Origin of the sequence: Bradyrhizobium erythrophlei, from assembly GCF_042430365.1 — a bacterium.
GTDB classification, from domain to species: Bacteria; Pseudomonadota; Alphaproteobacteria; order Rhizobiales; family Xanthobacteraceae; genus Bradyrhizobium; species Bradyrhizobium erythrophlei.
Genome location: NZ_JBHMET010000274.1, coordinates 212,788 through 235,598, shown reverse-complemented (window position 1 = coordinate 235,598; position 22,811 = coordinate 212,788). Strand labels below are relative to the sequence as shown.

16 protein-coding genes are annotated in these 22,811 nt (G+C 63.1%); 13 read left to right on the top strand and 3 right to left on the bottom strand.

Annotated elements, in window-relative coordinates:
* Window positions 1–21: 21 nt before the first annotated feature.
* Both ACFFWD_RS43025 and ACFFWD_RS43020 read right to left on the bottom strand, forming a co-directional pair.
* Entirely contained in the window at window positions 22–975 is a 954-nt protein-coding gene (locus tag ACFFWD_RS43025) for a CobW family GTP-binding protein (RefSeq protein WP_376975499.1), read from the bottom strand.
* Complete coding sequence (locus tag ACFFWD_RS43020; RefSeq protein WP_376975969.1) at window positions 972–2,567, bottom strand: amidohydrolase; 1,596 nt, start codon at window positions 2,565–2,567, stop codon at window positions 972–974. The genes ACFFWD_RS43025 and ACFFWD_RS43020 overlap by 4 nt, the downstream gene beginning before the upstream one ends.
* 240 nt (window positions 2,568–2,807) lie before the next feature.
* Here ACFFWD_RS43020 and pdxR point away from each other — a divergent pair, with 240 nt between their 5' ends.
* From pdxR to ACFFWD_RS42990, 6 genes are all read left to right on the top strand, one after another.
* Window positions 2,808–4,346, top strand: a complete 1,539-nt coding sequence (gene pdxR / locus ACFFWD_RS43015) for a MocR-like pyridoxine biosynthesis transcription factor PdxR (protein WP_376975498.1) — start codon at window positions 2,808–2,810, stop codon at window positions 4,344–4,346.
* A gap of 365 nt (window positions 4,347–4,711) precedes the next feature.
* Window positions 4,712–5,131 (top strand): nuclear transport factor 2 family protein, encoded by a 420-nt coding sequence (locus tag ACFFWD_RS43010; protein ID WP_376975497.1) that lies wholly within the window; start codon window positions 4,712–4,714, stop codon window positions 5,129–5,131.
* Window positions 5,128–6,522 carry an NAD(P)/FAD-dependent oxidoreductase gene (locus ACFFWD_RS43005; protein ID WP_376975496.1) on the top strand — a complete coding sequence of 465 codons (1,395 nt, stop codon included), beginning with the start codon at window positions 5,128–5,130 and terminating at the stop codon, window positions 6,520–6,522. Before ACFFWD_RS43010 ends, ACFFWD_RS43005 begins: the two co-directional genes overlap by 4 nt.
* Window positions 6,523–6,583: 61 nt before the next feature.
* Window positions 6,584–8,359 (top strand): sulfoacetaldehyde acetyltransferase, encoded by a 1,776-nt coding sequence (gene xsc / locus ACFFWD_RS43000; protein WP_376975495.1) that lies wholly within the window; start codon window positions 6,584–6,586, stop codon window positions 8,357–8,359.
* 12 nt (window positions 8,360–8,371) lie between these two features.
* A complete protein-coding gene (gene pta, locus ACFFWD_RS42995; RefSeq protein WP_376975494.1) occupies window positions 8,372–9,394 on the top strand; it encodes a phosphate acetyltransferase in 1,023 nt (340 codons plus the stop codon).
* Between the two features lie 302 nt (window positions 9,395–9,696).
* Window positions 9,697–10,836, top strand: a complete 1,140-nt coding sequence (locus tag ACFFWD_RS42990; RefSeq protein ID WP_376975493.1) for an acyl-CoA dehydrogenase family protein — start codon at window positions 9,697–9,699, stop codon at window positions 10,834–10,836.
* A gap of 46 nt (window positions 10,837–10,882) precedes the next feature.
* On the opposite strand, the gene ACFFWD_RS42985 is transcribed toward ACFFWD_RS42990, so the two are convergent.
* Window positions 10,883–13,699 (bottom strand): winged helix-turn-helix domain-containing protein, encoded by a 2,817-nt coding sequence (locus tag ACFFWD_RS42985; protein ID WP_376975492.1) that lies wholly within the window; start codon window positions 13,697–13,699, stop codon window positions 10,883–10,885.
* Window positions 13,700–13,876: 177 nt separating this feature from the next.
* Between ACFFWD_RS42985 and ACFFWD_RS42980 the strand changes: the two genes are divergently transcribed.
* From ACFFWD_RS42980 to ACFFWD_RS42950, 7 genes are all read left to right on the top strand, one after another.
* Window positions 13,877–15,052 (top strand): CaiB/BaiF CoA transferase family protein, encoded by a 1,176-nt coding sequence (locus ACFFWD_RS42980; protein WP_376975491.1) that lies wholly within the window; start codon window positions 13,877–13,879, stop codon window positions 15,050–15,052.
* A 26-nt stretch (window positions 15,053–15,078) separates the two neighbouring features.
* Window positions 15,079–15,870: an SDR family NAD(P)-dependent oxidoreductase gene (locus ACFFWD_RS42975; RefSeq protein WP_376975490.1), complete on the top strand. Its 792-nt coding sequence runs from the start codon at window positions 15,079–15,081 to the stop codon at window positions 15,868–15,870.
* A 16-nt stretch (window positions 15,871–15,886) separates the two neighbouring features.
* The gene (locus ACFFWD_RS42970; RefSeq protein ID WP_376975489.1) at window positions 15,887–16,648 is read left to right on the top strand and encodes a crotonase/enoyl-CoA hydratase family protein; all 762 of its coding nucleotides are present in this window, start codon (window positions 15,887–15,889) and stop codon (window positions 16,646–16,648) included.
* Window positions 16,649–16,690: 42 nt separating this feature from the next.
* Complete coding sequence (locus ACFFWD_RS42965; protein WP_376975488.1) at window positions 16,691–17,923, top strand: ABC transporter substrate-binding protein; 1,233 nt, start codon at window positions 16,691–16,693, stop codon at window positions 17,921–17,923.
* A gap of 81 nt (window positions 17,924–18,004) precedes the next feature.
* Window positions 18,005–19,531, top strand: a complete 1,527-nt coding sequence (locus ACFFWD_RS42960; protein WP_376975967.1) for an AMP-binding protein — start codon at window positions 18,005–18,007, stop codon at window positions 19,529–19,531.
* Window positions 19,532–19,588: 57 nt separating this feature from the next.
* On the top strand, window positions 19,589–20,821 hold the full coding sequence (locus ACFFWD_RS42955) for an acetyl-CoA C-acetyltransferase (protein ID WP_376975487.1): 1,233 nt from the start codon (window positions 19,589–19,591) through the stop codon (window positions 20,819–20,821).
* Between the two features lie 585 nt (window positions 20,822–21,406).
* Entirely contained in the window at window positions 21,407–22,747 is a 1,341-nt protein-coding gene (locus tag ACFFWD_RS42950; RefSeq protein ID WP_376975485.1) for an extracellular solute-binding protein, read from the top strand.
* The last annotated feature ends 64 nt before the right edge of the window (window positions 22,748–22,811 follow it).

Sequence of the window (22,811 nt, the reverse complement as noted above, 5' to 3'; positions counted from 1 at the left end):
AAGCGAGATCCGCACCCATCCTCACAATCGGGTCGTCGTGAGTGCGCGATCAAGAATAACGTCCAGCTCGGCTGCCGGCGGCAGCCCCCGCGTGCCGACGCCGACAAGAACGATGTCCGATGGCTCGGCAAGGCGACCGACCATCGGAGACAGCGACCATGACTTGCCGACCATCTGGAACAGCGCGGGCGCCTGCTCGCCCTCGAGCCGGCATGAGCCTTTCAGGCGAAGAAGCTGCGGCGGCAACAATGCGAGCGCGTCCACAAGGCGGGTGCGATCGAACGCGCCGTCGCGGCGATAGGCCCAGCGCCGGAATTCAGAATCATGATTCGACGCCTCGCGCTCGACCGCGTCAGCGCGGAAACCATGATTGTTTGGCGGCATCGATATGGACCTGAGCAGCGGCAACGCGTCGCGTGAGGTCACGAGCACGGGAATGCCGGGCCGGATCGAGGTGACGGCGCCGCGTGCAGCCTCGAGACCGTTGGCGTCGACGAGATCGCTCTTGTTGAGCAGAACCAGATCGGCACGGACGAATTGATTGCGCACGGTGTCACCGACGCGGGCATCGGTCGACAGTTCCGCGATCCGTGAAGCGTCCGCGACCACGATGACCCGATCCAATCGCAGCGTCCGTTCCACCAGTGCGATCTCGGCGATGCGCCATGGATCGCCGACCCCGCTTGCTTCGATCACGATGTGATCGAAGGCGGTTGCGTTATCAAGAAGGCGTCCCAGTGTGTCGAGAAAGCCGCCGCCGGCGCTGCAGCAGATGCAGCCGTTGGTCAGCGTCATGGTGGTACCGTCGTGATGGGCGATCAGTGCCGCGTCGATATTGATCTCGCCGAAGTCGTTGACCAGCACCGCCGTGCGCGCGGTACCTGTCGCGAGCAGATGATTGAGGAACGTCGTCTTGCCGGCGCCGAGGAAGCCGCCGATCACGGTGACTGGTATGGTTGCGGCGGCGTCCGTCATGCTCGCGGCGCCTGGTGAACGCGGCCGCCGACTACCGTGCCCCAGACCGGCACGTCCTTCAGACGCTCGGGGTTAACCGTGAGCGGATTGTCGTCGAGTATTGCGAAGTCGGCGAGCTTTCCGGTCTCAATGCTGCCGACAAGATGATCGAGCTTCAGGGTGTAGGCGGCTCCGATCGTCACCGCGGCGAGCGCCTGTTCGACGCTGAGCGCTTCGGTCCCGCGGCCGAGCTCGCGTCCGCCGGACGAGGTGCGGTTGACTGCGCACCATGCCGTGAACAAGGGCGCAAGTGGTGTGACCGGGGCATCCGAGTGGATCGCATAGGGTACACCGATGCGGTGTGCGGTCCCGGTTGCGTCCAGTCGGCTGGCGCGCTCGGGTCCCAAGGTCAGCTCGTAATGGGAATCGCCCCAGTAGTAGAGGTGGTTGGCAAACAGGTTGACGCAAACGCCGAGGGCTTTCATCCGCCGAAACAGTGCGGCGTCGGCCATCTGGCAGTGCTGCAGGGTGTGGCGATGATCCGGCCGCGGCGTCGCCGTCTGAGCCGCCTCGACCGCATCGAGCGCCAGCGCGGTCGCCTCGTCGCCATTGGTATGGATGTGAAGCTGGATGCCGGCGCGGTGGTAGGCGTCGACCAGCCGCGGCAACTCCTCGGGGGCGATATACCATAGGCCGTTGGGCGCGCCGTTGTGATAGCCGGGCCAGCGCAGCCGGGCGGTGAAGCCCTGGATCGAGCCGTCGACGACAAGCTTGACCACGCCGTAGTGCAGTTTGTCGTTATTGCCCTGGCGCAGTGCCGCGATCTTGGCGATACCCTGGTCCGGGGCATGTGAGCCCGATGACAGGGCCGGGACTAAGCGGAGGCCAAAATCGTCTCGCGAAGTGGCCGCGCGGTAAAGCTCGACGGTTTGCTCGCTCAAGTCGTTGTGCAGGTCGGTGATCGTGGTGACGCCCTGGACGCAGGCTGATGCCGCGTAACGGTTGACATCGGCGGGCGTGATGTTGCCGGACAATGGATTGCCGAACACCCTGAATACCTTGAGGCGCGCGGCGATGCCCTGCAATTCACCGCTTGCAAGCCCGTCGCGGCCGGCGACTACGCCGGAAATGTCGGTTGCGCGTAACAGCTCGGTGCGCTCCAGCACCAGCGTATTGACGTTGATGATATGGAAGCTCGCATGGATGACCATGATCGGGCGCGTGGTCGACACCTGATCGAGCTGCTGCCGGGTGAGCATGCGTCCGCCGATATGAAGCGGATCGAACCCCCACGCGAACAGCGTCGCGTTCGGATCGGTCATCCGCGCCTCGGCCTCCCTCAGCCGGGCGATAATCGCATCGATATCGCGGACACCAGGCACCAGGCGGCCCTCCGGCGATCGGCGGTTGCCGGAGCCGACATAAGGCTGCGACCACACGACGCCTTCCATGATGTGACTGTGGCCTTCGACAAAGCCGGGCAGCAGCACCTTGTCGTGGAACCGGTCGTCGCGCGTGCCACTGATGGAGCCCAGCTCCTCCGCACTGCCGACCGCCACGATACGGCCTTCGCGCACGGCGACATGGGTCGCTGCCGGCCGGGACGGGTTCATCGTCACGATGTGACGGGCCGAGAAGACGACGGTGTCCTTGCTGTCCTGGCTCACGCTCACCTCTCCCAGATTTCGTTGCTGGCGAGCCTGCAGCGCCGGGCAGGATTGGACCAGCGCCAGATGCCAGTACGAATGGGGCCAGCGATGCGAGGCTCCCGGTCCTGGCACGGTTTTTCCTTGACAGCGCCCGGCAACGCGACGTCCGATGAGGCGCCTCGGTAGCGTAGGGCCATTGGACTGATGGGAAAAATTGCCGACTTGAGACAATCGGACGTGGCCGGCCGAGTGACACCACCGGGTGGCACCGATGCGCTATTCTGGGGATCGTTGTTCCACGGCCTCGATCGCGACGGGTCGTTTTTGCAGCTGCAAGTCCGTCAGATGATCGTTTCCGCCATCGAGGATGGGCGATTGCCCCTTGGCGCCCGCATGCCCTCAAGCCGTGATCTCGCCGCGGTGCTCAAAGTCTCTCGCAATACCATTGTCATCGCGTATGAGCAGCTGGTCGACCAGAACTTCCTGGTCGCGCGCGAACGTAGCGGCTATTTCGTCGCCGGCCTGCCCAGGCACATCGGCGCGACCACCCACGAGCCGAGCCCCGCGGTCCGCGACGACGATCGCTGGGCCAGTCGGTTTGCGCTGAGGCCGACTGCGTACCGCAACATCGTCAAGCCGCTCGACTGGCAGGCTTACCCCTATCCGTTCATCTTCGGGCAGTTCGATCCCAGCCTGTTTCCAACCAACGACTGGCGGGAGAGCGCGCGGGCCGCGCTCAGCGTGCCGGAAATCAACAATTGGGCGCGCGACATGATCGACGGCGACGATCCGGCGTTGATCGAGCAGCTCCAGCTTCAGGTGCTGCCGCGGCGCGGCATCCGGGCACGCTCCGATGAGATCATGATAACCATCGGCGCCCAGCACGCGCTCTATCTGATCGCCAAACTGTTCATCGGCCCGACCACGCGAATCGGGGTGGAGGAGCCTGGTTATCCCGATGCCCGCAACATCTTCGGCTTGCTGACACCGAATGTGGTGCCGCTGCGCATCGACGGCGAGGGGCTCATGCCTGACGCCGACTTCGAAAGTTGCGCGTTGGCCTACGTCACCGCCAGTCATCAATGTCCGACGGCTGTCGTGATGCCGCTGGCGCGGCGGCATGCACTGCTGCAGGCGGCGCGGTCGTGCGGCGTCATTCTTATCGAGGACGATTACGACGGGGAGCTGATCCCGGAAGAGGGTGAGCTGCCTCCGCTCATGAGCCTGGATCGCGGCAGCAACGTGCTCTACGTCGGCTCGCTGTCCAAGGCGCTCGCGCCGGGTTTGCGGCTTGGTTATGTCGTGGCACCAGCTCCGGTGATCCGCGAACTCCGCGCGCTGCGGCGACTGATGCTGCGGCATCCACCACTCAACAACCAGCGCGTCGCGGCGTTGTTCATTGGGCTCGGCCACTACCGCTCGCATCTCGCTCGGGTTGGAGATGTGCTGCTCGAACGCGCCCGTATCCTCGACGGATTGCTGCCGCGGTATCTGCGGCATTGTACCTGGTCGCGTGGCGCGGGCAGTACCCACTACTGGTTGTCGTGTCGCCCCGGTACTGACACGGTGAAGCTCGCGGAACTCGCCCGTGCGGAAGGCGTGGTGATCGAGCCGGGCGATGTGTTCTCGATGAATGAAAGCGCCAGCCGCCACTGCTTCAGGCTCGGCTTCTCGTCGATCCGAACCGAGCGAATCGAGGCCGGCATCGAGCGGCTCGGAAAAGTCATCGCGCGAGTGGCGTGATATCCCTCATATGAGTTCGCGCTGCCGAGCGCGATCACGCTCAGGCTTGCGACCGAGATCCGGCGGTGCACGGCATTGCCGCCGCGATCGGGCGCGAGTCTGCCAAGCCGGTTGCCGATCAGCATCGCCGGCAATGCGATGACGGAGAAGATCGCCACATACCAATCGAGTAGCCCGAGCGGAAGTGAGGGTCCAGTTGGTTGGTGCCCGATCCAGCGAGAACAGGGTGGTGATGCTGGCCACAGACATGACGGCGTCTGGTTCTAAGGCGCTGTCTGTGGCCCGTGCCATGGTCGTGACGTAGCTGGGGCCGGCAGCGACATGTTGCGCCGCCCACCACTGCGCAAGACCAACTGAGGCCCTTCATGTCCGACCTCCATACATTCCGGCAGACACGCCTGCAGCAATTGTTCACCGCCTTCAATCGTCATGATAGCGGCGCCGTAATGGCGTGCATGACAGATGACGTCATCTTCGACGCCGCAGCCGGGCCGGAGATATGCGGCCGCCGGATAAGCGGTGCGATCGAGGTTCGCGCCGTATTCGAGCGGACGTTTGCGGACATGCCCGATGCAAGCTGGCAGTGCACCCGCCATGCGGTGTTCGGCAATCGCGCCCTGTCGGAATGGATTTTCCGCGCGACGACCAAGGACGGGACGCGCGTCGAAGCCCAGGGCTGCGATCTCTTCCTGTTCTCCGGCGACAAAATCTGCGCCAAGAGCGCTTTCCGGAAGGACAGGCCGCTCCAGCCCGCTGCTCAGCCGATGGACACAGCCCGCTCATGAATGTTCGATCGACTTTTCCGCCGGTGGCCGCTTACGATCCTCATTACGATCCGCTGGTGTCGGAGGGGCCCGGGCAGAACCGTGCCTACGCGCCGACTTACTGGTTGGCGACGGCAGGCGAACCGCCGCCCGCCGATGGGCCGATTACCGGCGATGTCGCCGCCGACGTCGCGATCGTCGGCTCTGGCTACACGGGATTGTCCTGCGCGATCTTTCTGGCGCGCGAATTCGGCATCAAGGCGTTGGTGCTCGAGGCCAATCAGGTCGCTTGGGGGTGCAGCACCCGAAACGGTGGCCAGGCGCAGAATGCGGCCGGTCGTCTCAGCCGTTCGGAATGGATCGCGCGCTTCGGCCGCGATGTGGCGCTGCGGCTGCACGCCGAGGTGCACGACGGATTCGAGACCTTTGAAGAGTTGATCCGCAGTGGCGCCATCGATTGCGAACCGCAGCGGGGTGGCCATCTCTACATCGCGCACCGGATGCGGAGTCTCGAAAAGATCGCTGCCGAGTCGAAGGTGCTGAACGAGGTGTTCGGCTACGCCAGTCGCGTCGTCTCTCGGGAAGAGCTGCGGCGCGACTTCGTCGACGAGGCGGAGGCGATCGGAGCGGTGCACGAGCCGCTCGGCACCGGCGTACACCCGGCGAAGCTTGCGTTCGGCTATCAGCGCATGGCGCGCGCACTTGGCGCGCGTATTCACACCGCGAGCCCGGTCGAACAGATCGAGAGGCGCGACGGTATTTTTCATCTGCGTACGCCGGGCGGCACAGTGCGGGCTCGAGCGGTTGGCGTCGCCACCGGCGCGTATACGGCGTCGGGCCTGACGCCGCACTTGCGTGGGCGCTGCATGCCGATCTTGTCGAACTCGATCGTCACCCGCCCGCTGACAGCGGCCGAGCTTGACGCCACCGGATTTCGTACCACGCAAGTGATCACCGACACGCGGACGTTGCGCTTCTATTATCGAAAGCTTCCTGACGACCGGGTGCAGATCGGCAGCCGCAGTGCCATCACTGGCGCCGACGCCACCCACGGGCGACATCTGCAGCTTCTTATCGACGGCCTTCACCGCAAGTTTCCGCCGCTGAAGGGCATCGAGATCGACTATTCGTGGTGGGGGTGGGTCGATGTCAGCCATGACATGATGCCGCGTATCTTCCGGCCCGAGCCGAATACCGATCTCGTCTACGCGCTTGGCTACGGCGGCAACGGCGTGTCGTACTCGGCGCAGGCCGGCCGCCGCATGGCGCAGATGATAGCGCGGCGCAGCTTCAAGGGTGAAGACTTGCCGATCTTCACGTCGCCGCTGCCAGGCCATCCGTTCGCACCGTTCCGACGTCTCGGCCAGCGCATGCTCTATCGCTGGTATCACCTGCGCGACGAGGCGGCCTGAACGGATCGGCCGGAGTGTGTGCGCTCGACTATAGAACAGATCAATTCAGGGAGGATCCGCGATGAAAATGACCACTGAAGAAGCGTTCGTCAAAGTGCTGCAGATGCAGGGGATCGAGCATGCCTTCGGTATTATCGGCTCGGCGATGATGCCGGTGTCCGATCTCTTTCCCAGGGCAGGCATTACCTTCTGGGACTGCGCCCATGAAACCAACGCCGGGCTGATGTGCGACGGTTACAGCCGTGCTACCGGCAAGATGGCGATGGCCATCGCCCAGAACGGGCCGGGCGTGACCGGCTTTATCACCGCGGTCAAGACCGCTTACTGGAATCATACCCCGATGCTGGTCGTCACCCCGCAAGCGGCCAACAAGACCATCGGCCAGGGCGGCTTCCAGGAAGTCGACCAGATGGCGATGTTCGAGGAGATGGTCTGTTATCAGGAGGAGGTGCGCGACCCGACCCGAATTCCGGAAGTGCTCAACCGCGTGATCGAGAAGGCCTGGCGCGGTTGCGCGCCGGCGCAGATCAATGTGCCTCGCGATTACTGGACTCACGTCATCGACGTCGAATTGCCTAGCATCGTACGGCTCGAGCGGCCATCGGGCGGATCCAAGGCGATCGCTGAGGCTGCCAGGCTGCTGTCGGGAGCGTCTTTTCCCGTCATCCTCAACGGCGGCGGCGTCGTCATCGGCGGGGCCATTCCGGAATCGACGGCGCTGGCCGAGCGCCTCGATGCCCCCGTGTGCTGCGGCTACCAGCACAACGACGCCTTCCCCGGCAACCATCGGTTGGCAGTAGGACCGCTGGGCTACAATGGCTCCAAAGCCGCGATGGAGTTGATCGCCAAGGCCGACGTGGTGTTGGCGCTCGGCACGCGGCTCAATCCTTTCTCCACCCTGCCAGGCTACGGCATCGACTACTGGCCAAGAAACGCCAGCATCATTCAGGTCGATATCAATCCAGATCGCATCGGCCTCACCAAGAAGGTGAGCGTAGGCATCTGTGGTGACGCCAAGCAGGTTGCCCGCCAAATCCTTGAACTGCTGGCGCCAGCGGCGGGGGATGAGGGGCGCACCGAGCGTGCCGCGCTCGTCCATCAAACCCGTTCGGCTTGGCTCCAGCAGCTGTCATCAATGGATCACGAGGACGACGATCCGGGTACCGAGTGGAATGCGGGCGTGCGCCGGCGTGAGCCCGACCGCATGTCGCCGCGCCAGGCCTGGCGCGCGATCCAGGCGGCGCTGCCAAAGGATGCCATTATCTCCACCGACATCGGCAACAATTGCGCCATCGGCAACGCTTATCCGACCTTCGAGCAGGGCCGAAAGTACCTTGCGCCGGGCATGTTCGGTCCATGCGGCTACGGCTTTCCGTCGATCGTCGGCGCCAAGATCGGATGCCCGGATGTTCCCGTCGTGGGCTTTGCCGGGGACGGCGCCTTCGGCATATCGATGAACGAGATGGGCTCGATCGGTCGCGACGGCTGGCCGCCGATCACCATGGTGATCTTCCGCAACTATCAGTGGGGCGCGGAGAAGCGTAACACCACGCTCTGGTACGACAATAACTTCGTCGGTACCGAACTGAATCCGCACCTCAGCTACGCCAAGGTCGCCGAAGGTTGCGGACTGAAGGGAGTGACCGTAAGCACCCAGGCCGAGCTGACCGCGGCGCTGCGCAGCGCCGTCGAGCAGCAGTCGAAGGGCATCACCACGTTCGTCGAGGTGATCCTGAACCAGGAGCTCGGTGAACCGTTCCGTCGCGACGCCATGAAAAAGCCCGTCGTTGTTGCGGGCATCAGCCGCGCCGATATGCGTCCGCAGCAGTGCCTCTAGGCCGGAAGACGTATGAAGCCCCTCGACCGCATCATCGAGGCCGCCCGGCAAGCGCCCCGGCGGATCGTTCTGCCGGAAGGCGAGGACGCTCGGATCGTCGAGGCGGCGGTGCGCGCCAAGCGTGACGGCATGGCTGAGATCATCCTGATCGGCAATCGTGAGGTGGTTGACGAGAGACTCAGGGCGGTCGGCGCGAGCGCGGATTGCTTCCGCATCGAGGACCCGGTCACGTCGGCCTTGAGCGAGCGGCTCACGGCCGCGTTTCACGACATGCGCAGGAGCAAGGGCGTCGACGCTGCAGCCGCGCGGGAGGTGCTTCGTTCGCCGCTCATGTTCGCGGCAATGATGGTTCGCGAGGGAGAGGCTGACGGCACTGTGGGAGGTGCGGTCGCAACCACTGCCGACACGGTGCGCGCTGCATTGCAGACGATTGGCCCGGCTCGGGGCGTAAGGTTCGTCTCCAGCTTCTTCCTGATGCTGTTGTGCGCGCCGCATCACCCGAAGAAAGGAGCCTTCCTCTTCTCCGACTGCGGCCTTGTCATCGACCCGGATGCTGCTGGACTTGCCGATATCGCGCGCATGTCGGCGCGGTCTTACGAGGCGCTCGCTGGAGCGCCTGCCAAGGTTGCGATGCTGTCGTTCTCCACGAGCGGCAGCGCAGCCCATGAGCGCGTTGCCAAAGTGGTCGAGGCGACGCAGCTTGTCCGAAAGGCCAATCCGGAGCTTGTCATTGATGGAGAGCTCCAGTTCGACAGCGCGTTTGTGGAGGCGGTCTGCGCTGCGAAAGCGCCCAACTCGGAGGTGCATGGCAGCGCCAATGTCTTTGTGTTTCCAAATCTCGATGCCGCCAACATTGGCTACAAGATAGCTGAGCGCATCGGCGGTGCCACCGCGGTCGGGCCCATTCTGCAAGGGCTCGCCAAACCGGCGAATGATCTGTCCCGTGGCTGCACCGCCGATGACGTCTACCATATGATCGCCGTGACGGTCGTTCAGGCCCACCAGATCGGGCTCTCCGCAGGCTTTGCTGGATGAGATTCCGAACCATGCGTTGAACCACAGCGAGGCCGCTCGAGGGCGGTCTTGCAACGGTCATGGTGGACGCAGGTCGACGCCCTCGAGAGCGCCTCCGCAATCGCGATCGGTCAAGCGGCCGCCGAGATAGCGTGAAGCCGTTGGCATGCGCCTGTGCTCAAAGTGGCGTTGATAGCCTGGTGGCATGAGCCGACAGGGCAGGTCCTCCGCCTACCCAACGCGGGTGGTCTTGTTCGGCGGCGACACGGCTAACCTCCCGACCGTACCCCTACACGGTTATCCATCCTGGAAGGCGTTTCCCCATGCAGATCGCTCGTACAGTCTTTCGTGAGGACCATGAAATGTTCCGCGCCACCGTTCGTCGCTTCGTCGAGCGGGAATGTGTGCCGCGGCAAGACGAATGGGACGAGGCAGGGCGCGTCGACCGCGAGGTCTGGCTTAAGGCCGGCCAGGAGGGGCTTCTGGGCGTGATCTTGCCGGAAGAGTATGGCGGCGGGGGTGGTGACTTTGGTCACGCCGTGGTCATGGCAGAGGAGATCGCGAGAGCGAATGTGAGCGGCCCCGGCTTTCAAGTGCACTCTGACATCATTGCGCCGTACATCGCACGGGTGGGAAACGAGGAGCAGAAGAAGAAATGGCTGCCGCGCGCCTGTTCGGGTGATTTGATCCTTGCGATCGCGATGACCGAGCCGGGTACCGGCAGCGATCTCAAGTCGATCCGCACGACCGCGATCAAAGAGGGTGACGAGTACGTCGTCAATGGAAGCAAGACCTTTATCAGCAACGGGCTGAACGCTGACATTGTCATCGTGGTCTGCAAGACCGACGCGAACGCGGGCGCGAGGGGCATGAGCCTCATCGTGGTCGAAGCGGATCGTGCAGGTTTCCGGCGCGGACGGAAACTGAAGAAGGTCGGGCAATATGCCCAGGACACGGCCGAACTGTTCTTTGACAACGTGCGGGTCCCCGCCAGCAACCTGCTCGGCGAGGAAGGAATGGGGTTCAAATACCTGATGGGGGAATTGCCACAAGAGCGCTTTTCCATCGCGGTTTCGGCGGCGGCGCGCCTCGAGGCGGCGCTTGATCATACCCTCGCTTATGTCAAGGAGCGGAAGGCCTTCGGCCAGAAGGTCTGGGATTTCCAGAATACAAAATTCAAGCTGGCCGATATCAAGGCGCAGGCCGTTGCGGTCCGCCTGATGGTCGACCATTACCTGTCCGAGCACATGAAGCGGGGGCTGACGCTTCAGGAGTCGGCGATCGCCAAGTTGTTTGCGACCGAGACCCTGGGGAAGGCGCTCGACGAGATGGTGCAGTTGCACGGTGGTTATGGCTACATGCTGGAATATCCGATCGCTCGCTCGTTCGTTGATATGCGCGTCAGCCGCATCTACGGCGGAACCAGCGAGGTCATGCGTGATCTGATTTCGCGCCAGCTTTGAGGGTTGTCCAGGTCGAGCGGCGCAACAGGACACGCCGACTTTCGCCTTATGGCGGCCGTCCTGTGGAGACGTCCGGGCTCCATCCGATGTCGCGCATGCGCGCGACCGCATCGTCGCGGCCGGCAACTCCGAGCTTGCCGTAGATGTTCTTGAGGTGCCATTTCACCGTATCGGGCGAAAGGCCTAGCGCACGAGCGATCTTCTTGTTGGGAAATGCCTGCGCAAGCAGGCGGATGACATCGAGTTCGCGCTCGCTCAGGCTTTCGAGAAGCTCTGAATTGCTCTCGGCCGCGTCGCGGCGCGATGAAGGGGTGGCGCGCTGTGTCAGCAAATCCGCATCGCGGAGACGCTCGACATAGAACGACAGCAGGACATCAACGCCAGATGCCTCGCCGCACGAGCAGACGAGATCGGGCGCGGACGCATCTGCGTCAAGCAGGCTTCGCACGAGGCCGAGCCGATGGCCGAGGCGCAGTGCGGCCAGCGTCATCCTGCCGGCCTGCTCGCCCATGCCGCGGCGTTTCGCGATAACCGCGCCTTGGAGCTGGAGGGCGGCCACAATCTGCTGATGGCCTCGTGCCTCGCAAATCTCGATGAGCGGAACTAGTCGCGCCGCGGCATCGTCGTAGCGGCCAACCGCGAGGTCGCCTCTCACATGCGCCCGTTCGACGATGATGAAGATCTCGTCGCCCAGATTGCTGCCGGACTTTGGATGCCGGTGCCCGATCTCATCCAGCGTTGTCAGCTTGCGCGCCGCCGCCTCAAATTCAGCTTGCTCGAGATGACGTCGAACCTGCTCGCCAACGCTGTACGCAAGAAGTCGATCGAGCTTGAGATTCAACGCGTAGTCCTCGAGCCGGTCCAGATAGGAGAAGGCCTCTTGGCGCCGTCCGGCAAGCCAGTGCGAAGCGGACAGCACCGTCAGGACGCGCAACACCGAGTCCGGAATCGAGACGCGTTCGAGCACATCGACGCGATCCTCGAGCATTTGCAGGGCCCCGGCGGGATCGTTGAGCTCATAGAGCGCCTCTCCGAGCAGCGCTGCAGCCAGGCAAGCGGGGTCGATGCAGGAGGCGCCGCGCTGCTCAGATTCATAGAGGGCGTCGCGATAGATTCGCTCCGCCTCAATGATTTGTCCCTCAAGGGCATAGCTGAGCCCGACCAGGCAGCGACCCTGGAGCCGGCCGCCAGGGGAGCCGAGCAGGGGGGCGCCACCGGCGCTTATCGAAGAAGCGCCAAGCTGCACCTGCCGCGCCAGCTCATAATTTGCGCGATGCATGTAGAGCCATGACAAGATGTTGTCTCGTCCGCCGATGGAGGCAGGGTCGATGCCTGGCGGTGGATGCAGCAGTTGCGGCAGAACAAGCATGGCCGCGTCCGTATCATCGCGTGCAACCGCCAGCGTTGCCTTCACAAGGGCAAGAGCAAATCGTGCGGAGACGTCGCTGGCCGGCAGATCGGCGTCTAGGCGCGCAAGGCTCTCGGCGCAGGCGTCCAGTTCACGTGCCAGCAACTGCGATCGGGCCATCCAGAGGCGCAGGTTGGTGCGCGACTGGACCTCCTGCTCCGGAAGGCGGCGAACCAAGCTGTTGAGATTCCGAAACTCGCCTCGCGCAAGCAGATCCTGCCCGTATTGATCCAGCAAGTCGGCCGCCGCTGACGCCTCATCGGCAGAGACGGCGTGTCGAACGGCTTCATCGACGTAGCCACGATCGCGGAACCAACTCCATGCTTCCTTGTGGCATTGCCGCTGTTGCACTTCCGCCCGCTGGCGAAAGCGAGCGCGCATGGCTTCGCCGAGGAGCGGATGGAAGCGGTACCAGGTGTCGCGGTCCGATGTTTCAACCGGGATGATGAAGCCGTTCTGAGTCACAAGGCTCGCTAGCAGCGCTTCGATCCTGGCACTGCTTTCCTCCTTGCCGAGCAGCGCAGCGCAGAGGGAGGCGCAAAAGCGGTTGCAAATCGATGCCGCCTCGAGCAGCGCGCACTCGCTTTTCGACAGTTTTGACAGGATCTCGTGCTCGAAATAGTCCGCGAATGATTGCTCATCCTGGATCTGGCCTCGGGTTGCGAGCCTGATTTCCCGTGGGTCGCGCTTCCTGGACCAACCGATCGAGAGCAATTGGAGGCCGGCGACCCAACCGTCGGTAAGCTCGTGGATGCGTCGGGTGGTGCGACGGTCGATCTCGCCGAGCCTGCTCTGGAGAAAGGCATCGGTCTCGGCTTGGGAAAAGCGCAGGTCCTGAAAATCCAGCTCGAAGACGCCTTGTTGGTCGCGCAGCCGGGAAAGCGAGACCGGAGCGGCGCCACGACAAACAAGGACGACGTGAAGGTTGCGGGGCGCCTGATCGAGCAGCCATTGCAAGGCCCAGCGGCTCGCCGCGTCCGTCAGCAAATGGAGGTCGTCGAGAACAAGCACGATCTCTCGTGGCCGTTCCGCGATACTCCGCACGAGCGCAATGAGCGTCCTCTCGATGGCCTCGCGGTCGATGCCGCGCCCCGCCAACTGCGACGCGGCCCGACTGATGGTGGGATCGACCTGGCCAAAGCTCGCAAGAAGATAGTCCAGCCAGCGGGAAGCGTCGTTGTCGTCGGGGGCGAGCGTCAGCCAGACCACGTCAAAACCGAGCGCGAGCAACTCGCGGCGCCAAGCCGCGACGATGGATGTCTTGCCGGAGCCCGCGGGGCTGTGCACCAGCACGCACCGATGCCGCCGTGCTTTCACCAGCCGGGCGATGAGATTGTCCCGCGGAAGCAGGCGGCCGGCCTCGCGCGGCGGGAAGAGCTTGGTGCTGACGATGGATTGCAGGGCCTCGGGTGATGGACCTGGTCCATCCGGCGGACGGGACGCCATCTCAGTCATTCCTCCGTTCTCCGCCGGGAGCCCACGCCCGCTTCCAGCCGGTCAGCTCGACGGTGGCGGGAACACATTATGCGGCCCGGCAGCACACAGACCACCCGGAGCGGGTGGGGCGGTACAGGCTCGTCCAAGTGTAGCTTTCGCGCAAGCTGGCATTCACACAAGTCGATCGGAGCAAATTTGAGCGTTTTGTCCGGAACTCGCGTCCTCGAATTCGAGGCGATCGGCCCAGCCCCCTTCGGCGCGATGCTGCTCGCCGATATGGGGGCCGATGTTCTGAGGGTCGATCGCCCGTCGCCGCCGGAGGATCTCGGACCGCGCCGCAGCGGCAAATCCGTCGATATCATTGGCCGCGGGCGCCGGTCGATCACGCTCGACCTGAAATCGCCCTCGGCGGCGTCCGCGGCGCTCGAATTGATCGAGAAGGCCGACGTGCTGATCGAGGGATTTCGCCCCGGGACGATGGAGCGGCTCGGACTTGGACCCGATGAAGCGCTCGCGCGCAATCCGCGGCTGGTCTACGCGCGCATGACAGGCTGGGGGCAGACCGGCCCCCTGGCCGCGGATGCCGGTCATGATCTCAATTACATTGCGCTGTCGGGCGTTCTTTCGGCGATTGGCCCGGCCGGCGGCCGGCCGCTGCCGCCGCTAAACCTGGTCGGGGACTACGGTGGTGGGGGCATGCTGCTCGCGCTCGGGGTTGTCGCTGCGCTGCTCAACGTGCACCGTGGCGGGACGGGGCAGGTCGTCGACGCCGCCATGATCGAGGGTGCCGCGCAACTCGGGTCCATCATGTGGGGCCTGGTGGCGGCGGGCAATTGGCAGGAATTGCGCGGCAGCAACATCCTCGATGGCGGCGCACCTTGGTACGACAGCTATCGCACACTTGACGGTCACTACATGGCCGTCGGTGCGGTCGAGCAGCGTTTCTATGCGGAACTTCTCCAGCGGCTCGGGCTCGTCGCGGCCGATCTGCCGAAGCAATACGATCGCAACGGCTGGCCCACGCTGCGCAACGCCTTTGCAAAAGCCTTTCTCGGCAAGACACGGGATGAATGGTGCGCGATCTTCAGGTATAGCGACGCCTGCGTGACGCCGGTGCTCGCCTTCTCGGAAGCGCCGCATCATCCGCACAATATCGCCCGCGGCAACTTTATCGAAGTCGACGGGGTCGTTCAGCCGGCGCCGGCGCCGCGGTTCCTCGGCACACCATCGGGAGCGCCAAAACCGGCGCCGCGGCGTGGCGAGTGTGGCGCTGCCGGGCTGCGTCAATGGGGCTTTGACCCTTCGGATGTTTCCAGGCTGCTTGAGCTCGGCGTCGGATTTGCAGACGGAGCCGGGCCGCTGCCTGCGTGATCAATCCAATGGAGAAGCAATAGACGATGAGCGGGATCCTCGATCTGAATGGCAAAGTTGCGTTGATAACCGGCGCGGGACAAGGCGTCGGCCGCCAAATCGCGCTGCACTATGCGGCCCACGGGGCCGACGGCGTCATCGTCAACGACTTCTTCGAGGAGCGCGCGCACGCCGTCGTTGAGGAAATCAAGGCGCTCGGCGGCATGGCCGCACCCGCACCTGGCGACGTCACAGATCTCGGTGCGGTTAAAGGAATGGTGCGCAAGGCCGAGGAAGCTTTCGGCCGCGTCGACATCCTGGTCAACAACGCGGGCAATGCCGGGGCGGTGCCGGACCCCGAAGCGCGAAAGCCGTTCTGGGAGACCGGACCCGGCGTCTGGAACAGCTTCATTGGCGTCAACTTCTACGGCGTGATCAACTGCGCAAGTGCGTGCATTCCGTCAATGATCGAGCGCCGCGGTGGACGGATCATCACAATCATATCGGACGCCGGCCGGACCGGCGAGGCCGGCCTTGAAGTCTATTCCGGCGCAAAGGCGGGTGCGGCGGGCTTCACGCGCGCCATCGCGCGATCGCTCGGCCGCTATCAGATCACGGCGAACTGCATAGCCATCGCAGCGACCATGACGCCTGCGATCGAGGCGCGGCTCAAGGCCGATCCGGACCGGCTCAAGAAGATGATGGAGAAATACGTCATACGGCGGCCAGGTCAGCCGCAGGATGTCGCAAATATGGCGCTCTATCTGGCCTCCGGTGCCAGCGACTGGATCACCGGCCAGACCTATCCGGTCAATGGCGGCTTCTCCTTCTCAATGTGATCTTGAACGGTGACAAATGAGTGAACGTATTCTGACCGAGCGTCGCGGCCACATCCTGGTCATCACGATCAATCGTCCGGAGGCAAAGAACGCTTTCGACCTTGCGTCCGCACAGGCGATGCACCGGGCGATGGACCTGCTCGACGCCGAGGATGATCTTTTCATCGGCGTCATCACCGGCGCCGGCGGCACGTTCTCCGCGGGCGCCGACCTGAAGGCGGTGGCGCGCAATGAGCGTGCCGTAACGGAGCGCGGCGGGTTCGGCATGTTCAAGCGTCCATCGCGCAAACCCTTGATTGCGGCGGTGGAGGGGTTTGCCGTCGGCGGCGGGCTCGAGCTTTGCCTGTCATGCGACCTCGTCGTCGCGGCGAATAACGCGAAGATGGGACTTCCCGAGGTGAGGCACAATGTTGCAGCGGTGGGCGGCGGGTTGTTTCGCCTGCCGCGGCGCATTCCCTATCACGTTGCCATGGAGCTGGCGCTGACCGGCGGCTTCTACGGTGTCGAGTTCTTCCAGCATCACGGGTTGGTGAACCGCATCAGCGATCCGGGGCGCGCGCTTGCCGACGCTATCGCCTTCGCCGAGGAACTGCTGGTGAACGGACCCACCGCGCTCGCCGCTTCCAAGGAGATTATCTTCCAGTCTGCCAACTGGACTGACGAGGAGGCCTGGAGCCGACAGGCACCCATCGCGGCGATTGCATTTGAGGCCGAGGATCGCGCCGAAGGTCTTCGCGCCTTCGCCGAAAAGCGAAAGCCGGTTTGGCGCGGGCGCTGAGATATCGGGCGGCAAGCTCACAATATGCACCGGAGGAACGAAATGGGCGGTAAGGACCTGATGATCACGGCCATAACGCTCGCGGCGGGCGTCGCGCTCGCGAGCACTCCGGCAATCGCGCAGAAGAAGCACGATCCTGGGGTCAGCGACACCGAGATCAGGATAGGCAACATCACGCCCTACAGCGGGCCCGCATCGGCGTATGGTGTCATCGGCAAGGCGAGCGAGGCCTACTTCCGGATGATCAACGAGGAAGGCGGCATCAACGGCCGCAAGATCACGTTCATCACTTACGATGATGCTTACAGTCCGCCGAAGACGGTTGAGCAAGCCAGAAAGCTTGTCGAGAACGATGAGGTGCTGCTGATCTTTCAGCCGCTCGGAACGTCAGGAAATACGGCGATTCAGAAATACCTTAACACGAAGAAGGTCCCGCAGCTCTTTGTCGCCTCAGGCGCGACCAAGTGGGGCGATCCAAAGAACTTTCCGTGGACGATGGGATTCCAGCCGAACTATCAGAGCGAGGGCAGGATCTTCGCCAAATACATCCTCGAGCATAATCCCAAGGCGAGGATCGGCGTTCTCTACCAGAACGACGACTTCGGCAAGGACGTGCTGAAGGGCCTGAAAGACGGTCTCGGCGATAAGACGTCGCTGATTGTTGCGGAAGCAAATTACGAAATCTCGGATCCGACCGCCGACTCGCAGATCGTGAAGCTCAAGACGGCGAATGCAGACGTGTTCGTCGATCTCACGTCGCCGAGATTTGCGGCCCAGGCGATCCGGAAAGTGGCCGAGCTCGGCTGGAAGCCCATGCATTTCCTGAGCAGTGTTTCCGGCTCGATCGGGTCGGTGTTGCAGCCGGCCGGGCTGGAGAACGCGAAGGGCATCCTGAGCACGGCCTACACCAAGGACCCCTCCGATCCGCTGTGGACGAACGATCAGGGCATGATCCGGTGGAATGCCTTCATGGACAAATACATGCCGGGCGCAAACAAGGCGGACCAGGGACACATCTCGTCCTACATGGCAACGCAGACCCTGGTCGAAGTCCTGCGGCGTTGCGGCGACGATTTGTCCCGCGAGAACGTGATGCGGCAGGCGGCAGGTCTCCGGGATTTCGAGGTCGATGTCCTGCTGCCGGGCATCAAGGTCAACACCAGTCCAAATGATTTCTTTCCGGTCGAACAGATGCAGATGCGACGTTTCGATGGACGTGTGTGGGAGTTGTTTGGCCCGGTCATGAACGGTGAGGTCGGCAGTCCGGCCGGTTAATCGAACGAGATGGCGCCAACAGCTGCGGTAGGGAGGTGAGAAGTGAACAAACAAATCGGGTTCGCGCCGACGACGATCACGATGATTCTGCGCGCGCTGTCGCGGTATCCTGACCGTCAGGCATTCGTCTGGAATGGCGGCAGCCTCAGCTATTCGGCGGTTCGCGACCTGATCGCCGGATTGCAGTCGGGAATGGTTTCGGCCAGCCTCAAGAAGGGTGACATCGTGGCGCTCTTGAGCGCCAACAGCGCCGAGACTTGGTGCGCTGGCGTTGCGGCACAGGCACTTGGCCTTCTGATTACCTGGCTGCATCCGCTCGGCTCGCTGGCCGATCATCTCGCGGTGATCGAGGACATCGGAGCGACGGCGCTCATCGTCGATCCGAAAACTCATGGCCAACGCGGAGCAGAAATCGCAGCCGGCGCCGCCGCGCAGCTCAAGGTGACGTTCACCATGGGACGGGCCGAATTTGGCCCCGACCTGCTGGCAATCGCGCTTGCAGCCGGCGCCGTACCGTTGGTCGATCTCACCCATATCAACGAGCGTGCGATTGTGAATTATACCGGCGGCACGACCGGAAAATCAAAGGGAGCGATCCGCCGTCACCACGCTCTGGCGGCGTCGGCGCACGCCGTCGCGGCCGAGTTCGGGCTTCCCGACACGCCTCGCTATCTTGCCGCGGCGCCGATCACGCATGTCTCCGGGAGCTTCGTCCTGCCGTCGCTGTCGCGCGGCGGCACCGTGCATCTGCTGAAGGGGTTCGATCCCGACGAATTCTTGGCCACGATCGTGCGCGAGCGGATCAACGTGACCATGATGGTCCCGACCATGATCTACGTCATGCTCGATAACCCGAGGCTCGGAGTGACAGATCTATCTTCGCTTGAGCTCCTGCTTTACGGCGCATCGCCGATGTCGCCGACCCGCTTGGTGGAAGGGCTCGAGCGCATCGGACCGATCTTCGGGCAGCTCTATGGCCAAACCGAATGCTATCCAATCAGCCTGCTCGGCAAGGCGGATCACGACGTCCGGCGCCCTGAGCTGTTTGCATCATGCGGTTTTCCGCTAGCCTCCTGTGCGGTTTCCCTGCTTGACGAGAGCAACCAACCCGTGGCGCAGGGCGAGGCCGGTGAGATCTGCGTCCGGGCGGCCCAGGCCATGGAGGGCTATTGGAAGCGCCCCGAGCAGACCGCCGAAACATTCGCCGGCGGCTGGCTGCACACCGGCGACATCGCGAGGGCCGACGAGCGTGGTTACCTCTACATCGTCGATCGAAAGAAGGACATGATCGTCTCCGGCGGCTTCAATATCTTCCCGCGCGAGGTGGAGGACGTGCTGTCGTCCCATCCCGACGTGGCGATGGCGTCCGTTATCGGCGTGCCTCATCCCAAATGGGGCGAAGCCGTTACGGCCCTGGTCGTCGCGAAGCCCGGGAAACAGCCAAGCGCCGAATTGCTGATCGATCTCGTCAAGCAGCGCAAGGGCGGCACCCATGCGCCCAAGCAGATCGAGTTCGTCGACAGCCTTCCGCTGACCGCAGTGGGCAAGGTGGACAAGAAGCAGCTGCGCTTGAGGTACTGGGCCGGGCAAGACCGGCAAGTCGGGTAGCGAGGATGCCCGCGCCGAGCCGTTACGATTCCAATCGCCAACACTAGAGAGAACGACATGGTTGAGGCACTGATCATAGATGCGTGCAGGACGCCGCGGGGCATCGGTAAGGCCGGCAAGGGGGCTCTCTCCGGAGTTCACCCGCAGCAGCTCGGTGCCACGGTCTTGCGGGCGCTCGCCGATCGCACCGGCATCAAGACCGCCGATGTCGACGATATCATCTGGGGCACCAGCTCGCAGCGCGGCCAGCAGAGCGGCGACCTCGGGCGGATGTCTGCGCTTGACGCAGGATATGACGTCCGTGCGAGCGGCGTCACGCTCGACCGGTTCTGTGGTTCCGGCGTCACCAGTGTGAACATGGCCGCGCACGCGATCATGTCGGGCTCGGAGGATCTCGTCATCGCTGGTGGCACCGAGATGATGTCGATGGAAGGTCGCCGTTGCGCGGGGCCGATGGTGATGGACGCAGGAAACCTGCGCCTACGTGCGCGGCATCCGCAATCGCATCAGGGGGTCTGCGCCGACGCAGTGGCAACCCTTGAAGGCATCACGCGGCAGGAGCTCGACGAGCTCGGGCTGGAAAGCCAGAGGCGCGCTGCCGCCGCGATCAAGGGCGGCAATTTCAACAGGAGTCTGGTGCCGGTCTACCGCGAGGATGGCACGCTTGCTCTCGATCGTGAGGAATATCCGCGGCCGCAGACGACGCTTGAAGGCCTGGCCATGTTGAAACCTGCCTTCGCCGCGATGGCGGACTATCCGCTCGACGAGAGCGGCACGACCTATCGGAAGCTGATCCGGGACAGATATCCCGACCTCGACATCAACTTCGTGCATCATGCCGGTAATTCGTCGGGCGTGGCCGACGGTGCGGCAGCAATCCTGCTGACGTCGCCGGACTATGCAAGGAAGCACGGCCTGAAGCCGCGGGCCCGCGTGGTGGCGACGGCGAACATGGGTGACTCGCCGACGCTGATGATGAATGCGCCCGTTCCTGCCACGCGCAAGGTGCTCGCGAGGGCAGGGCTGGCGCTTGACGACATCGACCTATTTGAGGTCAACGAGGCTTTCGCGGTCGTCGTGGAAAAATACGTTCGCGACCTGAAGATCGACCGCAGCAAGATCAACGTCAACGGAGGCTCGATTGCCCTTGGGCATCCGATCGGAGCGACAGGTACGATTCTGGTCGGGACCGTTCTCGATGAACTGGAGCGACGCGATCTCAGGCGTGGGCTAGTGACCATGTGCGCCGCTGGAGGCATGGCACCAGCCATCATCATCGAACGTGTCTGATTAAGAGAATCCGCTTCTTCAATTCGACGTCCGGCCGGTCGGGCCGGCAAATCTCTTCTTGAGATGCCGTGAACGGCTGCTGCGTGCGTTGCAATGGTTCTGATGAACGAGATATCGATTGCGAGGGGCGCTGGTCCGGCACCTCCTTCGCTCGCTTTCTGCCATATTCGATCAGCCGCTCACGGTTGAGCCGGGGCAGCTTTTACGGATCCCAGATCCTCCTTCAGTGCCTCCAGGATGGCCGCCTCGGATCGGCGGGGAGGGCGGCCGACCTCACGCATGTCTTCGACATGGAGATCGATGATGTCGCCGAAGGTTTTGGCCTTTCCGGGTGATGCAGCGGCGAGTTTGACTCGGCGGTTTGGAATGACGCACCCGCTCGAACCGCTCCAGCTCTTAACATATTGAAATATCTGTCTTTTTTTAGATATGCCCGAGCTAGGTTGCCGCGTTCGGGAGCCGTTGCCGCGTTGTCAACACTGTCCATTCGTGGGATAATTGTCTCAGCTACTGTCAGCGGGAGTTCGTCTCTGCAGTTGACCGGCACACAACCTCCCGCTGAACGATCAAGCATGGGAGGTAAACATGTCATCCCATACATCTCGTCGCTACGGCCTGTCGCGCCGCGACGTCATCAAGACTGCTGTGGGTGCAGCCGCAGCCGCCGGACCTTTTTTCCACGTTGCGCCGGCCCGGGCTGCCAAGACCCTGAAGATCCTGCAATGGAGCCACTTCGTCCCCGGTTATGACAAGTGGTTCAACAACACCTACTCCAAGGAATGGGGCGTCAAGAACGGCACCGAGGTGGTGATCGACAACATCAACCTTGCCCTCATTTCCTCGCGCGCGACGGCGGAGGTGTCGGCGCAGAAGGGCCACGATCTCGTGATGTTCCTCTCGCCGCCGTCGGTCTTCGAAGACCAGGTAGTTGACATGACGGAGGTCTATGCCGAGTGCGAGAAGAAGCACGGCAGGCCGATCGATCTCGCCGTCAAGAGCACCTACAACCCCAGGACCAAGAGATACTTCGCATTCTCCGACAGCTTCGTGCCGGATCCCGTCAATTACCGCTCGGACCTATGGGGCGACATCGGCATGAAGCCCGACACCTGGGACAACGCCCGTATCGGTGGCAAGAAGATCAAGGACAAGACCGGTATTCCGGTCGGCATCGGTCTTTCCGCCGAGATCGACACGGCGATGGCGATGCGGGCGATCATGTACTCGTTCGGTGCGCACGAGCAGGACGCCGAGGGCAACCTCGCCATCAATTCCAAGGAAACCCTCGAAGCGCTCAAATTCGTCAAGGCGCTGTTCCAGGAAACGGAGACGCCGGAAGTGTTTGCTTGGGATGCGTCATCGAATAACCGGGCGATGCTCGCTGGCAGGTCGTCGCTCGTGCTCAATGCAATTTCAATCACACGTGAAGGCGAAAATTCCAAGCTTCCGATCCACGAGAAGATCGCCCTTGCCAAGCCGCCGAAAGGTCCGATCCGCCAGATTGGTCTCGAGCACCTGATGAGCTGCTATCTGATCTGGAAGTTTTCCGAGAACATCGATGGCGCCAAGAAATTCCTGGTCGATTACATCGACAGCTTCAAAAGCGCTTTCATGGCGAGCGAATTCTATAACTTCCCCTGCTTCTCGGATACGGTGCCCGATCTCGCACAAATCATCTCCAAGGATTCCAAGGCAGTGCCGCCGGACAAGTACACGGTCCTCTCCGATGTGCTCGATTGGGCGACCAACGTGGGCTATCCCGGCTACTCCAGTGCCGCGATCGACGAAACTTTCAATACGTGGGTGATCAATACGATGTTCGCCGAAGCGGCCGCAGGCGCCGAGACCCCGGAGGACGCTCTCAAGCGCGCGGAAGTCAAGATGAAGGCGATCTGGGCGAAATGGAAGGATCGGAAGATGATCTGACCGCCTCGCATTTGATTGCCGTTGGGCACTGCTGAGCCCAACGGATCATGCCTGGCACCGAAGC

Bases quoted from the DNA above. Each gene is read 5' to 3' on its own strand.
- ACFFWD_RS42965 (WP_376975488.1), top strand. From the start codon at position 16,691: ATGGGCGGTAAGGACCTGATGATCACGGCCATAACGCTCGCGGCGGGC.
- ACFFWD_RS43010 (WP_376975497.1), top strand. From the start codon at position 4,712: ATGTCCGACCTCCATACATTCCGGCAGACACGCCTGCAGCAATTGTTC.
- ACFFWD_RS42955 (WP_376975487.1), top strand. From the start codon at position 19,589: ATGGTTGAGGCACTGATCATAGATGCGTGCAGGACGCCGCGGGGCATC.
- pdxR (WP_376975498.1), top strand. From the start codon at position 2,808: ATGGGAAAAATTGCCGACTTGAGACAATCGGACGTGGCCGGCCGAGTG.
- ACFFWD_RS42950 (WP_376975485.1), top strand. From the start codon at position 21,407: ATGTCATCCCATACATCTCGTCGCTACGGCCTGTCGCGCCGCGACGTC.
- ACFFWD_RS42985 (WP_376975492.1), bottom strand. From the start codon at position 13,699: ATGACTGAGATGGCGTCCCGTCCGCCGGATGGACCAGGTCCATCACCC.
- pta (WP_376975494.1), top strand. From the start codon at position 8,372: ATGAAGCCCCTCGACCGCATCATCGAGGCCGCCCGGCAAGCGCCCCGG.
- ACFFWD_RS42970 (WP_376975489.1), top strand. From the start codon at position 15,887: ATGAGTGAACGTATTCTGACCGAGCGTCGCGGCCACATCCTGGTCATC.
- ACFFWD_RS42990 (WP_376975493.1), top strand. From the start codon at position 9,697: ATGCAGATCGCTCGTACAGTCTTTCGTGAGGACCATGAAATGTTCCGC.
- ACFFWD_RS43005 (WP_376975496.1), top strand. From the start codon at position 5,128: ATGAATGTTCGATCGACTTTTCCGCCGGTGGCCGCTTACGATCCTCAT.
- ACFFWD_RS43020 (WP_376975969.1), bottom strand. From the start codon at position 2,567: ATGAACCCGTCCCGGCCGGCAGCGACCCATGTCGCCGTGCGCGAAGGC.
- ACFFWD_RS42960 (WP_376975967.1), top strand. From the start codon at position 18,005: ATGATTCTGCGCGCGCTGTCGCGGTATCCTGACCGTCAGGCATTCGTC.
- xsc (WP_376975495.1), top strand. From the start codon at position 6,584: ATGAAAATGACCACTGAAGAAGCGTTCGTCAAAGTGCTGCAGATGCAG.
- ACFFWD_RS43025 (WP_376975499.1), bottom strand. From the start codon at position 975: ATGACGGACGCCGCCGCAACCATACCAGTCACCGTGATCGGCGGCTTC.
- ACFFWD_RS42975 (WP_376975490.1), top strand. From the start codon at position 15,079: ATGAGCGGGATCCTCGATCTGAATGGCAAAGTTGCGTTGATAACCGGC.